This is a genomic window from Rhizobium mongolense subsp. loessense (assembly GCF_900099775.1).
GTDB classification, from domain to species: domain Bacteria; phylum Pseudomonadota; class Alphaproteobacteria; order Rhizobiales; family Rhizobiaceae; genus Rhizobium; species Rhizobium loessense.
Window position 1 is genome coordinate 166,377 of sequence record NZ_FMTM01000004.1, and the last position, 14,090, is coordinate 180,466.

Here is a 14,090-nt window from a genome sequence, read left to right on the forward strand (position 1 = left end):
TCACAGCCTCCCTTGGCCTTGCCGCCGGCCAAACGCCAGGCCGCTTTCGGGATCGAAGAGATGAACGCGCACAGGCATGGAGTTGATCAGGACGCGGTCACCTGGTGAAGGCGCGAAATGACCTGCCTCGTGAATGATGATCTGCTCGTCCTTTCCCTCCAGGTTGCCGTAGACATAGGTTTCGGTTCCAAGACCCTCATGATACTGGACGACGAACGGTAACCCATCTTGACTGGAGCGTGCAAAGTGCGCAGGCCTGACGCCGGCAAGCACTGCCTGGCCAACCTGGATCCCGGAAAGATCCACATCGCTGATCAGCTTGCCGCCGTTGCCGACGTCGACGATAACGCCGCTTTCACCGATACCGGCGACCTTACCCTTTATGATGTTCATGCGTGGAGAACCGAGAAAGCCTGCCACAAAAAGATTTCTCGGGTAATCAAACAATTCCAGCGGAGCGCCCACCTGCTCTACCTGTCCGCTGCGCAGCACGACGATCTTGTCGGCCATTGTCATCGCCTCGACCTGGTCATGGGTGACGTAGATCATCGTGGTTTTGATCTCACGATGGAGTTTTGTGATTTCGGCTCGCGTCTGGACGCGCAGCGCGGCGTCGAGGTTCGAAAGCGGCTCGTCGAAGAGAAAGATGTCCGGTTCGCGCACGATTGCCCGGCCGATCGCGACGCGCTGGCGCTGCCCGCCTGAAAGTTGCTTCGGACGCCGGTCCAGATAGGGTTCGATTGCCAGCATCCTGGCCGCTTCGGCAATCCTCGCCTCGATCTCGGCGCGCTTGAACTTGAGGTTCTCCAAGCCGAAAGCGAGGTTCTTGCGAACGCTCATATGCGGATAAAGCGCATAGGACTGGAAGACCATGGCGATCTTGCGTTCGGCGGGCGAGAGCTGGCCTACGTCCCGCCCTCCGATAGAGATTACGCCGGACGTTATGTCTTCGAGACCCGCGATGATGCGCAGCAAGGTCGACTTGCCGCATCCGGAGGGACCAACAAAAACGACGAACTCGCCATCCTTGATATCAAGTTCGACATCATGCAGGACCTTGATGGCGCCATATGACTTGTTGACGGTGGAAAGCTTCAGTTCTGCCATGCCCTGCTCCCATCAGGTGTCGCCGTGTCGACGGCGACGTCTATCTTGTTCCATCCCTGCGGCAGGGGTGCTGGTCTTTTGATCAGCACCTCTTCCAGAAAGATACCCGTGACTCCGGCCACGTAAGCGGCTGGCATTCCTCCCGGATAGCGCTCAAGACCGATCACCCGTCCGTCCGAACCGCGCGTCCAGGCATTGGCACGGCCGTCTCCATCGGCGCGCGGCGCCAAATCCGCATTCGTCGGGCGCAGGTCGTAGAATTGCCCTGTGCCCAGTTGCCCGGGCTGCTGGACCAGGTTCATGCGCGCCATCCGGATGTTTCGAATGCCGGCGCAAGACGTCGAAATCAAAGTGATCGCCCCTTCCATTCGGCCGGTTATGTCTTCGACGATCAGGTTCTCGATCGCCCCGGCAGTCCGCGCCGCGACGCGGTCGACGACATTGATCGTCAACGCCTCTCCCGAACCCCAGAAGCCGTCGAGCGTTTCGTGGCACTCTACTCCAATTCGCGAAAATCGGACGTTCGATATCCGACCGCCGTCGCGCGAGAAAACTCCGAGCGCGCGGTTGGAGGCCGAGACATTGCAATCCTCGAATACGGCATTTGTGATATCGCCATGCGTTTCCGTTCCGATCTTAAGGGCGCAACTCAAGCTTTGGATCGAGCATCGGCGGACGAGAATGTTTTCGCATTGGCCTATGGCGCCACCCGCAGGACCCATACTCGTCTTCAGGCAAATGCCGTCGTCAGCGGTCGATATCAGGCAATCTTCGATGATGGCGCCGCGGCATGCATCGAGAACGATACCGTCCGTATTGGGAAGACGATGGTCGTTCTCGATCCTCACTCCCCTGACAGCAACATCCGTGCAGTCGACAAAATGCAGCGTCCACATCGGCGAGCGGGATATATGGATGGAACTGATCTCAACCCCGTCACAGGCCTCGAAGACGACAACGCGCGGTCGAAAATCGGCCGGGATGAATGTTCCTACCGTCTTGTCGTCGCCGACGATAAAGCTGTCGCAACCGGCTTCGAGGCGGCCAAAGCCCGTCAGGCTTATCCGCCGCGCATTTTTGGCGACGATCATGCCGCGGTTTGATCTTTCGGCAATGACCGAAACGGTCGTATGCGCATACGCGTCATAGTCCGGGACCGGACGCAGGATCGCGCCGGCGGCCAGATGAAGATCGACGCCGGATTTGAGCTGGAGCCCCCGGCAAAAATGGATACCCGCCTCAAGTACCACGCGCCCGCCGCCTGAAACCGACGCTTGGTCGATCGCTGCTTGCAATCGAGCGGTGTCGTCGCTGCCGGCCGCAACGATCGAGATTGGAGGCGCCGCGCTCATTGCAGGTGACCGCGCTCCAGAAGGACTTCCGTCAGGAGCAGCATGGTGAGCGCCTGGCCGTAAGGCGTCGGCACATTCGGTATGCGCCTGTAGAAATCGAGGTCGTGGCCCATCGGTGTGCCGTCCGAAACACCATGGACCACGCCTTCCTCGTCGATGCGCGCCAGCACGGCCGAAAGCGCCCGCTCGGCGTAGATCCGGTCGCTGCTATCCAGAATGCCGGCATCTACGCCACGCAGTATGCCGTAGGCAATTCCGGCGGTCGCTGACGTCTCCAGTGGCGACGAGGGGTCGTCCAACAAGGTTGTGAACATCCCGTCCGGCCTCTGGCACGCCTTGAGCGAGCGTACCTGGCTGGCAAGGACATTGGAAAGGTAACGCCGGTCCTTCTCCCCTAGCATCGGCACGAGCTCGAACAGCTCCGGGATGGCCACCGTGATCCAGGCATTACCGCGAGCCCAAAAGGCATTGGCAAAATTGTGCCGTCCATTGAAGGTCCAGCCATGATACCATAGCCCGCTCACCGGATCCGACAGGTAGCGCGTGTGGATCACGAACTGGTAGACAGCTTCGTCGACCCATTCGTCGCGTTTGCAAAGCACGCCAGCGCGCGCGAGGAAGAGGCAGGCCATGAACAGCGTGTCGTCCCAAAGCTCGCCCTCGTTGAGGCGTTCTTTGACGACGTGTTGAAAACCACCGTCCTCGGTTTTGGGCAGTTCCTTTACCAACCATTCGGCCCAGTCTTCGACAAGGGCGCGAAAATCGGGGCGATCGACATGCTGAACGAGGATGGCAAGCGGCAGCATCGGAGCCGTGCTGTTGATCTGGCGTGGCGGTAGGCCCCGCTGGATCTGGCTGCTGTACCAGGCAACGAGGTCCTGAAGCGCTTTTTGATCATCGGTGGAAATCGCGCGTCTTAGGAAGCCGTAAAGACCGACGCCGACTTCCCAATCCCATTCGTCAAACTGGATCCCCGAGGTGGAACCGGCGCTCACCAGGCCTTCCCTGATGCCCTTGAGACGGCTGAAAGCCATCGCGACCCGATCGATGGTCGAAAGAAGGGCGGCATTGTCGACAGATGTTGGGTTCATGCTGGCACCTATATTCAAGAGTAGAATGGTCTTTCAGTGCCAGCGTCGGATGCTGCACTGTCGTAGGTAAGGATTGGATGCGGTTGATCGTGAGCCAAGGGCCTGGCCTGCCCACCGAGCGACAGCCCGTCGACATAAGACAAACTGATGGCCGGACCGCCCCTTGGCGTCAGCACAAGACGCCGACGCTCGGGCTCGAAGGAGACCGCCGTCTGGCGGATGCGCTCGACGAAGGTCGTGAACGCGTCGCCATCGCCGCATCCGACGATCGCTGCCCAGCCACAAAGCGACCCGTAGGAACGCACTTCTCGGCCAGCCGTTGGACCGTCCGAAATCAGGTCCAGACCGTTTGACGCGTAGATTGCAGAAAAACCGTTGCCCGAGCGTGCCATCAGCCAATTGGCGTCGATGATGAGATCGTCCAGACCGTCGCGGCCGATATAGGCATGCGTCCATGCATGCCGTGCATCGCGGGTTTCCTCAATCAGGAGGGCGACATCACGATGCTGGGCGACGCGCGGCAGGATGCCGTTGCCGGCCCAATAGGACGGCCTTTGATTGCCCCATGGATCATCTTCGCCAGGATGATTGATCCAGAGCCTTGCCATGGGATGGCCAGCCAGGCGCACATCGATGACATGCTGCTGATGTCCCTTCTGCCCAGTCTTGTGATCGATGACGGTCGAAAGCTGTGCGGCTTCGTTCTTGAAAAGGACGAGCTTTGCGCTCTCCAGGCCCTGACTATAGCGAGCCTCCACGCTTCTGCCGGGCACCAGGTTTGCAAGATCGGCGAGATCGGCAGGCGGTTCGTAGCTGCCGGCGCAAAACAACGGCAACGATGCCACCCCGTTGTTGAGCCAACCGGTTCCGAAAGCGACCTGTGCGAAGGGAGCGAGCTCGGTCAGAGGGCCGGCGCGCAGCTCTTTGTCATAGGCGCGGCCCTGCGATCCGGCCGGAACACCAGAAAGCGTGTGCAGGGCGATCATCCGGAAAATGAGATCGAGCTGCGCACGCGCGCGGTCGGCAATAGGCGCCTCAGCCCAGCGCTCCAGCGCCAGCAGCCCGATGAAGTCGACCGGGTAGTATGCCGCCGAATTCCATTCCGCAAGGCCGTGGGCTTCCACACTGTCGAACCAGCGCGCCAGGCGCGCGGCGGCGAGCTCTGCCTGCTGTCTTCCTGTCCTGCCCGAAGCTGAAAAGGTCTCCTGCGGCAAGAAAAGCCCTGCCAAGAGCTGGCTTGTGTGAAAGCACAGCACGTGGTTTTCGCTCCAAAACCACATTGCGTCATTGCCCGGTTCGTCGACCCAATAGCGGTAAGAAAGAACGGAGTGCTTTATGCGATCGGCGGTGCCGGCCGGCATTTGAGCGGCATGGGCGCCAAGCAGCCAAAGGAGCGGCACCATGATGAAATCCGAGCAATCTTCACGCGCATCGATGGCGGCGAGCGTTGCATTTATGATGCGGTCAAAACTCGCCTGGTCTTGGTAGCCGGTTTCCATCATTGCAATGATGCGCGCCACACGATCAGCACCGAAGCGGGCGCTGTATTCGAGCGCTTGTCGCTTGCGATCCTTCAGTGTCGCCTTGAGTGACGATGGAGAAATGTTTGCAAGAAAGGCGGCATCGATGACGCGCGTGACCGACCCCGGCCCGCTGCCTATCGTCAGATGCACGCCATGATAGCCATCTGCAATGCGACACACATTTTCGGCTATGAGACGGCTTTGATGGGCACGCAGGGTCAAGAGCGAGTGTGCAAGAACCGGCCGCTCATGGCCGTGGCCGATGACCTTCAGCTCCACCGGCACGTCGCGCTTTGGCGCCGCATCGAAGACCAGTTCCAATGGCTGGTTGACGAAGACGTCGCGTGCAGGGCGCACACCGCGCGCGAGGTTTTCCAGTTCGCGGACTTCGTCCTGATCCAGCGCCACAGGCAACAGTACGCATAGCGGCTCCTTGTCCAGCACTTCAAGTTCGAAGAACCAGATCGTGTCGCGTTCGGCAAGGTCCTCGGAGTGAACGAGAATCTGGTTGTCGCCGGCTTCCAGCGACAGCGCGATGTCCGTTGAACTTTCCAGATTGCGCCTGAATGGTTCGAAACGCACCGCTTCCTGCCCATTGACCCATATGCGAACGCCGCCGCAGGTCTTGAGCCTGAGATGCAAGAGACGGGGCGACGCCGTCCTGAAAGTGCCCCTCAGCCATCGACGCAGATGGGTTGGCACGTGCCAGAATCCGGTGAACTCGACGCGGCGGTTTGGGCCAGGTAGGTAGAGGCTCTTTGTCGGCCACGACGTATCGGCAATGAGTTCCCGCCCGACCATTGTTGACCAGAAAGCCTTGCGGCACGGCAGATCCCCAACGTCGACGAATCCATTGATGAAACGATAGTCGACGCGATCTTCCGCCGTCGCAGCGATGCCAGGAAAATAGCTGGCGATGAGGTCAGAAACCGCCCAAGCCGTCACGGTCTGACCTTGGCCAACATAGTATGCAGCCGCCTCGAGGCCCGGCCCTTCGTTCACAGATCGCCTCCTCCGCAATCGAATGAAAAATTTTTCATTTCCGGTTTTGTGCGCGTTCTTTTAAGTTTTGCTCAAATATCCACGCAACTGCCGCAGAAAATAGCTTGACGGCAGGAATGTCAAGTATATGAAATTCGTTCATCGACGATCTCAATCGCGATTTATGAAAATGTTTTCATGGGAGGATGAAAATGAAGCACTCTATTTCGGCAGCATTCGCGCTCGTTCTGACGGCCGGTTCCTTCGCGTGGTCCAGCATGGCCATGGCGGAAACCAAGACGATTACTTTCCTGTTCACCGACGACGACCAGGCTTACGTCGAGCGAATGGAAGCACTCAGCAAGGAATTCGAGGCCGCACATCCCGACGTCAAGGTCAACTTTGTGTCGTCCGGCTATGACGCCGTTTCCAAGCAACTGCCTGTGCAGCTTGCCGTCGGCGAGGGGCCGGATGTCGCCAAGATTTCCGACTGGCAGCTTGCGCCATATTACCTCGACATGCGTCCTTACATGAAAGACGCGGAAGGTTTCGCCAAGCTGCATGGCGACAGTCTCAACATTCTTCGCTTTCCGGGCGTCAATGATCCGCAGTCGATCAACGGATATGTCGCGTCGCAGACATTCAATCTGCCGTTTGTAAACAAAACGCTTTTCGAACAGGCAGGCGAACCGCTTCCGAAACCCGACGCCACGTTGAAGGAAATCGTCGAAGCGTCCGCGCGTGTTGCCAAGGCCACGGGTGCCCAAATTCCCTTCACGATGGATCGATCGGGGCATCGCTTTTCCGGCGCCGCATTCTCGTATGGAGCGACCTACGTCAAGGACGGCAAGTTCTCGTTTCCGGACGATGCCGCCAAGCGTTACATTGCAGATCTTTACAACTGGACACAGGACGGTTCCTTCCCGAAGGAAATGTGGGGAGCGGCCGGCGGATCCCAGTACAAGAACATGGGCGACGAATTCGTCAACGGTAACGTCGTGACCTATCTTGCCGGCAACTGGATGGTGAACCCGTTCCAGCAGAAGATTGGCGATGCTTTCGATTGGACCGCGATCAGCGCGCCGTGCGGCGATGCCGGCTGCTACGCCATGCCGGGCGGCACCGCGATTGTTGGCTTCAAGCGCACCAAGTATCCGGAGACCGTCGCCGCCTTCATCGAGTTTCTGGGTTCCGAAAAAATCCAGCGTGAGGTCGCCGAGAATTACGTTATTCTGACAGGCGCCGACATCAAGGACCCGCAGTACAAGCTCGCGAGCGACAATGCTAAGGATGCGATGGCCGTCTTTTTGGCGAGCCGCAAGAACGTGCCGCAGGCAGCGCGCGACATGGAGCGCATGAAGGGATCCTCAGCGATCTACCAGTTGATCGTCCAGAGAATGAGCCAGTTGATCGTCGGCGAACTGTCGCTCGACGAAACCTATGCGGCGATGAGCGCCGACGTCGACAAGACCAACCAGGCAATCGCTGCCAAATAGCCGGCCACACTTGTCTCGCAGAATGCCAATCCTCCACGGCCTTGACCGAAGGCCGTGGATCGCAGCGCGCAAACGGTCGGTGCAGGCTGTGTGAATGCTCGACAGTTTTGGCGGTGATCCTTCCAAAGACTGCGTTCGGCCTTTCGTTGTTGGAGACGAGCGTTGTAGGCTGGAGGTTGCCGACCTGATTGGCCTCGCGCAACGCGGTCATCACTGACAGCGACGTGTAGAGCGCCGGCATCCGCTTTGGATTGAACCGGCCACCATAGAGTTCGGCTCCCCGACCCGAGAGTGGCTGGCGAGCATAGAGCGGGTTCACCGCCCGGTTGAGCTTACCTCCATATCGCATTGGCTGGGACTATGCATGTATGCCGGCGTCGACCGCGTCGATATAATCGAGCACCTCATCCGAACGGCCGTCGCGCACCAGCTGCATGGCTGTCTGGCCCGAGAAGCCGGACAGGGGCTCTGAGCGGTACCAGGCATAGGCCATCAAAGGCGAGCCGAAGCGCGGCTCGACCTTGTTGACGACTTCGATCATCTCGCGCAGACGCCGCTGCGTCTTGCCGGAGCGGAAACGGTCCTTGCGTTGGATTGCGTCCTTGCCGAGACCGGCCGTGCGGGCGATCTCTTCTCTGGTCGTGCGGAAGGCGTCCGCGATCTTGTGCGGTGCAAACAGCCCGTTATCCGCATATTGGGCGAGATCCATCTCTCTCACCTCCGTTCAAGTCTGCCAATCTCTCTGACGGTATATAGCGTCAGAAGCGCCGGCATTTAATCGAACTGATCGCAAACAACGCGAGTTGATCCGGATTGGGCTGCATGGAAAGGTTGAGTGCGGCTGCAAGGGGCCCGCGCGCTCTTAGCTAGGGACTTCTGCTTTCTGAGAGGGCCGAACGGTCCTACGACCCTACAGTTTTCGTTGAAGCGAGCTCTCGAGCGGGCAAGGTGGCAATGCAACCTTCAACTCGCAGTCAAAGGGAAAAGCAAATCCCGGTCGAAGTTCGCTCGCAGCCTGACGGGATCGTTTGCGCTACGATTGACCGTTAATCTCAGCGACTGCTGCCTGATGGGCTTCGTTCTTTTTACCCGTCCCTGCCCACAAGGCCAGCAAAATGACAGCAATGATCAGGTAACAAATTTTGCTCGATAAGGTTCGCAACGCACTGTTGCCACGCGTACACTCGAACTGGCTCAATTATTCGCGCTCCCTACTGTTGGGCGTTGTTTGGCGCCATATTTAATGCTTTAGAAAGGTTGCATGAACATCCAAATGTGGGACCCTAATGTGCGTGAGGCGTATGGCTTCGACGCGCGCTTTTTTGGATGAAGCGGCGTTATCCTGCATCTCGTGCAGTCCCTTGATGGCGAATGCCGCGGCTTCCCATCATGCGTCAATGGCCGAGATTCGATTGGCGTCGGCCTCACCCAGACAATGCCCTTGAGCCGATCGTTGTATTCGACGAGTGGTCTTATCAGCGTAAACGATCAAAGACGAACGGGGCCCAGGATCCGTCGTTAGCCTCGTGCGTGGCGCAAAAGAGGTTCGTCTTACCATTTGGCCGCCGCGCCATATATTCTCGAATATGAATATCCTATGGAAGAGGCCAAGGCGCTTAGGGATTTGGCGGCGAATGTCGCCAATACTCGCCTTGTCGTTGATCCTGATTTCGCCGTTCGCTTCCGCAGCTTCTGTGTTTGCAGCAGAGCGCGTTGCCATTGTGCTGAAGTTGAACGGTGCTGTCGGACCAGCGATGGCTGACTATGTAAAACGCGGTCTTCAACATGCCGATGAAACCAGTGCGAGCCTGGTCGTCCTGCAGATGGACACGCCGGGCGGCCTCGACACTTCGATGCGGGACATCATCCGCGCGATCATCGCCTCGCCAGTGCCTGTGGCAGGTTTTGTGGCGCCCAGTGGCGCACGTGCTGCCAGTGCCGGGACTTATATTCTCTACGCCAGCCACATTGCAGCCATGGCCCCGGGCACCAATCTGGGCGCAGCGACACCGATCTCGCTTGGCGGAAGCCCTTTCGATGGCGACCCTGAACCGGGCAAGGATGAACCGAAGGAGCCGGGCAGGCAGCCACAGTCACCACGCAATGCCAGTGAAGCGAAAGCCATCAACGATGCGGTCGCCTATATTCGCGGACTTGCCGAACTGCGCAATCGCAATGCCGACTGGGCAGAGCGTGCCGTGCGCGAAGCTGCAAGCCTTTCATCGGCCGCCGCCGCACGAGAGCATGTCATCGACTACACCGCGGCCACCATCGAGGATCTCCTGAGGCAGGCTCAAGGGCGCAAGGTGCGGGTCGGCCAAAGGGATGTCCAGCTCGAAACCGCAGGGCTTGCTGTCCACGTACTCGAACCGGATTGGCGAACGCGCCTGCTTTCCGTCATTACCGATCCGAACATTGCCCTAATCCTCATGGTGATTGGCATATACGGCCTGATCTTCGAATTTCTTGCCCCGGGAACCCTGATGCCCGGTACAATCGGCAGTATCTGCCTGCTGCTTGGACTCTATGCCCTGGCATTGCTGCCGGTGAGCTACGCCGGCGTCGGATTGCTCGCCCTTGGTGCCGGGCTGACAGTGGCCGAGGCGCACGCGCCCTCTTTCGGCGCCCTCGGTATCAGCGGCGGGATTGCACTGGTGCTCGGTGCGGCTCTTCTGTTCGACACGGATCTCCCCGAGCTTGAAGTCTCCTCGTCCGTATTGGCCGGCATCGCCATTGCCTGTTTCGCTTTCAGTCTCATCGTTGCCCGCCTCGCAATCGTTTCGCACCGGCGCAAAGTCGGCACCGGCACCGAGCAGATGATCGGTATTTCGGGCAAAGTCGACAGTTGGAAGGGCGCCTCGGGATATGTCATCGCGCATGGCGAACGCTGGAGGGCAACCTCCAGCGAACCGCTCGTCGCCGGCGATAGCGTTAGGGTGACCGGTCGAACCGGGCTGACGTTAGACGTCGTGCGCCGGGCGCAGGAGACTTAGCGGCTTTCACAAAGCAGGAGGAAGCGTCATGGGCATCTTTGCAGAACTCGCATTTTATCTTGTGGTCGTCCTCGTTTTGCTGCTCGTGATCGCATCGGCGATCAAGATCCTGCGCGAATATGAGCGCGGCGTCGTGTTCACGCTCGGCCGCTTCACCGGCGTCAAAGGCCCCGGCTTGATTCTATTGATCCCCTATGTCCAGCAAATGATCCGCGTGGACTTGCGCACGCGTGTGCTCGATGTGCCCGGTCAGGACGTTATCTCACATGACAACGTCTCAGTCCGCGTCAGCGCTGTCATCTATTTCAGGGTCATCGATCCGGAAAGATCGACGATCCAGGTCGAGGACTTCATGACGGCAACGAGCCAGCTCGCTCAAACAACGCTGCGTTCGGTCCTCGGCAAGCATGATCTTGACGAGATGCTGGCCGAACGCGACAAGCTCAACAGCGACATTCAGGAAATCCTGGATGCCCAGACCGACGCATGGGGCATCAAGGTTGCCAATGTCGAGATCAAGCATGTGGACATCAATGAATCCATGGTCCGCGCGATCGCCCGGCAGGCGGAGGCCGAACGCGAACGGCGCGCCAAGGTCATCAATGCCGAAGGTGAGCAGCAGGCTGCAGCAAAGCTGCTTGAAGCCGCCGAAATCCTCGCCAGGCAGCCGGAGGCCATGCAGCTTCGCTATCTAAGTACGCTGAACGTGATCGCTGGCGAGAAGACCTCGACGATCATATTTCCTTTTCCGATGGAGCTCGGCAATCTGATGCCGTTCAAATCGGCCCAATCGTCGCAAAGCTCAAGGGGATGATCGATGGGTTGGTCCTTCAAGATGGGTACGATCGCCGGCACGGCCGTACGGGTTCACATTACCTTTGCGCTGCTGCTCGTGTGGATTTGGATGACGCATTACCGGATCGGCGGCATGCAGGCGGCCTGGGGCGGCATCGTTTTCATCATCGCCGTCTTCGTCTGCGTCGTGCTGCACGAGTTCGGTCACATTGCCGTTGCGCGCTACTTCGGGATCAAGACGCCTGATATCACATTGCTGCCGATCGGCGGCGTCGCCCGTCTTGAACGCATGCCCGAGGTGCCTCATCAGGAGCTGCTGATTGCCATCGCCGGCCCGCTCGTCAACGTCGCGATTGCGGCGTTGATCATTCTTGCCATCGGCGCCTCAGCGGGCATCGAGCAGATGGCCGGTGTCGAGGATCCTGGTGGCGGTTTCCTGGCTAGGCTTGCCGGCGTCAATATCTTCCTCGTACTTTTCAACATGATCCCCGCCTTCCCGATGGATGGAGGACGGGTGCTGCGGGCTGCGCTCGCATCGCGCTTCACCTGGTCACGCGCGACCCAGATAGCCGCTACGATCGGCCAGGGCCTAGCCTTTGTTTTTGGCTTCGTCGGCCTTCTTTACAATCCACTGCTGATTTTCATCGGTATCTTCGTCTACCTCGCAGCAACGGCGGAAGCGCAGAATGCGCAGATCCGCGAGCTCTCCAGCAGAGTCCTCATCAGCGACGTGATGGTCACCAAATTCGTAGAACTTGAACGCTCGGCGAGTATCGACGAGGCGATCGAGATGCTGCTTGCGACAACCCAGCGCGAATTTCCGGTAACCGATTCCACCGGCCGCTTTGAAGGGCTGCTGACGCGCGACGACATGATACGCGCCTTGAAGGAAAAAGGTCCGGACACGCCGGTTGCAAGCGCGATGCGTACCGACATTCCGAGAATCCATCATCGCAAAAGCCTCGAAGATAGCTTGCGTTTGATGCAACAGGGAAATGTTCCGGCGATCGCGGTCGTAGACGGTGCCGATCATCTCATCGGTCTTCTGACGCATGAAACGATCGGAGAAATGATGATGGTTCGTGCGGCCGTAGCCGACGGTTTCCGCTTTGGCCGACTGCGCAGATCCAAGTCCTTGTAGGTCTCGAAAGAAGACGCAGTTTCGCCCGCGCCGAACATTCTGACGCTCATTGCATTCAGATTTCCAGTCTCGGCAGTCCCCATCGGCCCTATTGGGGGCAGTCCTTTGTCCCTGGGACTTTGGCATTGCAATTGTTGGCGGCTGTTCTACTGCTCCCCCCACCGGATACGGACATTCCCAGAGTCTCGACATGATGGGCATAATTTTGCCTGGTGTTCTGGTCGACGACCGCGAGGGGGGCGGAAGCAACCAGCCCCGCCGCAGCGCCGACGGTGTGCGCCGCACCTGCGGTGGCAGCCACAATGTGATCGCCGAGTCCCAATCGGCTGTCGGTCAATGCCTGACCGGACGACAGGCGTGCGCCGATCAGTTGAACGATCTCCGGTGACTCGGCAAACTTGCTGTGATGCAGTCTGTCGCCAGCCTTGACCTTGGTAAGGTCGATGACCGTTATGTCGTTGGCTGCCATTTCCTCCTTGTAGGGCGACTGCTCCGGATCGATTGCTCCCAATCGGGAGACATTGCCCCAGACCCGGCGCGAGACAGCCAGAGCGCGATCGTCGCGCGAGACAAAGAGCGTGAATCTTGGACGCTGCTTGCCCATATCGATAATCTGCGAGCGAAAGACATCTACATCGACATCGGGCGCCGCCAGCATGACATTCTTGAACTTGCTCGGCAGTCCGTCGTTGCGGATGGCCATCTGGCGCAAGGACTCCAGCGCCAGCCAGTTGCCCATCGAATGCGCCAGGATCGAGACTTCCTTGACCTGCGGATCACGCGCCAGATACTGGAACAAATTCTCGACGGCGTTGCGGGTATAGTTCGTGCTTTCGCGGTCATAGCCATAGGCGAGCAGACTGCCCCTGGAGGGCCATGTCGCGAGGACGGGGACGCTGTGTGCACCGGAATCGTGCACGATCTGTGCGAAACGGAAGACCGCGTCCTCGAAATGATTGTTGAAACCGTGGATGAAGACAAGGACGCTGCGGTCCGGACTTTTGCGCACGGAACGGCTCAACCAGTTTTCCGCCGCCGGCCGATCGATTTCCTGCGCCTTGACTGTCGCAAAATCCGTTGCCGGGTTCGGGGGAAGCTTCCGTGGCCAGGAGACCTCGCCCGCTTTACGGGCGCTATCGGGCGGCACGGATACCGTGATCTCGGCGAAGTTTGGCGTGAGCGCTCGTTCGCCGCTGAACATCTCGCCCGGCTTATCGGCACGACCCCGCGTCGTTGCGACCAGCATTGCGACCTGACTGGCGGATGGCGATGCGGCGACTGGTTGCAAGACACCCGTCGGGCGGCTTGCGCAGGCCACCAGCATCGTCGCAAGGACGCCTGCAGCAATGGGCAAATGCCTCCAGCACGATTTGTGTGAAAAACGGACTACGGGCATCGGTAGCCAACGATCTTGCCATAGGCATCCCGGACCGGCACGCATTGCGGGGCATAATAGGTCGAAGCTGCCGCTCCCGCGTAAACGGCGCGCCGGGTCGTGCGGCGTGCGACGCCCGCGTAGCTGACTGGTGTCAATGGCCGCCCAATCCTTGCTTCCGCTTGCGAAATCAGATCAGCCGGTTGATCGGGAAGGAGTGTGCCACTCCAGAACAT

At 59.2% G+C, this 14,090-nt stretch carries 11 protein-coding genes and 1 pseudogene; 4 read left to right on the forward strand and 8 right to left on the reverse strand.

All coding sequences use genetic code 11. From position 1 onward, the window contains the following. Genes BLP23_RS15735 through BLP23_RS15750 form a run of 4 tightly spaced genes read right to left on the reverse strand, consistent with a single transcriptional unit; the run spans nucleotide 1 to nucleotide 6,075 of the window. Complete coding sequence (locus BLP23_RS15735; protein ID WP_092585732.1) at nucleotides 1-1,107, reverse strand: ABC transporter ATP-binding protein; 1,107 nt, start codon at nucleotides 1,105-1,107, stop codon at nucleotides 1-3. Further along, the gene (gene pglB / locus BLP23_RS15740; protein ID WP_092585733.1) at nucleotides 1,095-2,459 is read right to left on the reverse strand and encodes a polygalacturonase PglB; all 1,365 of its coding nucleotides are present in this window, start codon (nucleotides 2,457-2,459) and stop codon (nucleotides 1,095-1,097) included. The genes BLP23_RS15735 and pglB overlap by 13 nt, the downstream gene beginning before the upstream one ends. Then, on the reverse strand, nucleotides 2,456-3,550 hold the full coding sequence (gene bglB / locus BLP23_RS15745) for a beta-galactosidase BglB (protein ID WP_092585734.1): 1,095 nt from the start codon (nucleotides 3,548-3,550) through the stop codon (nucleotides 2,456-2,458). Before bglB ends, pglB begins: the two co-directional genes overlap by 4 nt. A 14-nt stretch (nucleotides 3,551-3,564) precedes the next feature. Further along, complete coding sequence (locus tag BLP23_RS15750; RefSeq protein ID WP_092585735.1) at nucleotides 3,565-6,075, reverse strand: hypothetical protein; 2,511 nt, start codon at nucleotides 6,073-6,075, stop codon at nucleotides 3,565-3,567. 185 nt (nucleotides 6,076-6,260) lie between these two features. On the opposite strand from BLP23_RS15750, the gene BLP23_RS15755 reads away from it, so the two are divergent. Then, nucleotides 6,261-7,550 carry an ABC transporter substrate-binding protein gene (locus BLP23_RS15755; protein ID WP_092585736.1) on the forward strand — a complete coding sequence of 430 codons (1,290 nt, stop codon included), beginning with the start codon at nucleotides 6,261-6,263 and terminating at the stop codon, nucleotides 7,548-7,550. 94 nt (nucleotides 7,551-7,644) lie between these two features. Here the strand turns inward: BLP23_RS15755 and BLP23_RS15760 are convergent. Then, nucleotides 7,645-7,899, reverse strand: a pseudogene (locus tag BLP23_RS15760) (RES family NAD+ phosphorylase); the annotation flags it as partial. A gap of 9 nt (nucleotides 7,900-7,908) precedes the next feature. Then, a complete protein-coding gene (locus tag BLP23_RS15765) occupies nucleotides 7,909-8,259 on the reverse strand; it encodes an antitoxin Xre/MbcA/ParS toxin-binding domain-containing protein (protein WP_092585737.1) in 351 nt (116 codons plus the stop codon). A gap of 925 nt (nucleotides 8,260-9,184) precedes the next feature. On the opposite strand from BLP23_RS15765, the gene BLP23_RS15770 reads away from it, so the two are divergent. The 3 genes from BLP23_RS15770 to BLP23_RS15780 are packed head-to-tail and all read left to right on the forward strand — an operon-like array spanning nucleotide 9,185 to nucleotide 12,479. Continuing rightward, complete coding sequence (locus BLP23_RS15770) at nucleotides 9,185-10,543, forward strand: NfeD family protein (protein ID WP_092585738.1); 1,359 nt, start codon at nucleotides 9,185-9,187, stop codon at nucleotides 10,541-10,543. 28 nt (nucleotides 10,544-10,571) lie between these two features. Beyond that, nucleotides 10,572-11,357 carry a slipin family protein gene (locus tag BLP23_RS15775; protein WP_092585739.1) on the forward strand — a complete coding sequence of 262 codons (786 nt, stop codon included), beginning with the start codon at nucleotides 10,572-10,574 and terminating at the stop codon, nucleotides 11,355-11,357. A 3-nt stretch (nucleotides 11,358-11,360) separates the two neighbouring features. Then, the gene (locus BLP23_RS15780; RefSeq protein ID WP_092585740.1) at nucleotides 11,361-12,479 is read left to right on the forward strand and encodes a site-2 protease family protein; all 1,119 of its coding nucleotides are present in this window, start codon (nucleotides 11,361-11,363) and stop codon (nucleotides 12,477-12,479) included. A gap of 88 nt (nucleotides 12,480-12,567) precedes the next feature. Here the strand turns inward: BLP23_RS15780 and BLP23_RS15785 are convergent, their stop codons facing one another. After that, entirely contained in the window at nucleotides 12,568-13,803 is a 1,236-nt protein-coding gene (locus BLP23_RS15785) for an alpha/beta hydrolase (protein ID WP_092586103.1), read from the reverse strand. 62 nt (nucleotides 13,804-13,865) lie between these two features. Continuing rightward, nucleotides 13,866-14,090, reverse strand: coding sequence for a hypothetical protein (locus BLP23_RS15790; protein WP_233426741.1), 225 nt, complete (start codon nucleotides 14,088-14,090; stop codon nucleotides 13,866-13,868).

Bases quoted from the DNA above. Each gene is read 5' to 3' on its own strand.
- bglB (WP_092585734.1), bottom strand. From the start codon at position 3,550: ATGAACCCAACATCTGTCGACAATGCCGCCCTTCTTTCGACCATCGAT.
- BLP23_RS15785 (WP_092586103.1), bottom strand. From the start codon at position 13,803: ATGCTGGTGGCCTGCGCAAGCCGCCCGACGGGTGTCTTGCAACCAGTC.
- BLP23_RS15735 (WP_092585732.1), bottom strand. From the start codon at position 1,107: ATGGCAGAACTGAAGCTTTCCACCGTCAACAAGTCATATGGCGCCATC.
- BLP23_RS15755 (WP_092585736.1), top strand. From the start codon at position 6,261: ATGAAAATGAAGCACTCTATTTCGGCAGCATTCGCGCTCGTTCTGACG.
- BLP23_RS15765 (WP_092585737.1), bottom strand. From the start codon at position 8,259: ATGGATCTCGCCCAATATGCGGATAACGGGCTGTTTGCACCGCACAAG.
- BLP23_RS15775 (WP_092585739.1), top strand. From the start codon at position 10,572: ATGGGCATCTTTGCAGAACTCGCATTTTATCTTGTGGTCGTCCTCGTT.
- BLP23_RS15790 (WP_233426741.1), bottom strand. From the start codon at position 14,090: ATGTTCTGGAGTGGCACACTCCTTCCCGATCAACCGGCTGATCTGATT.
- BLP23_RS15770 (WP_092585738.1), top strand. From the start codon at position 9,185: ATGTCGCCAATACTCGCCTTGTCGTTGATCCTGATTTCGCCGTTCGCT.
- BLP23_RS15780 (WP_092585740.1), top strand. From the start codon at position 11,361: ATGGGTTGGTCCTTCAAGATGGGTACGATCGCCGGCACGGCCGTACGG.
- pglB (WP_092585733.1), bottom strand. From the start codon at position 2,459: ATGAGCGCGGCGCCTCCAATCTCGATCGTTGCGGCCGGCAGCGACGAC.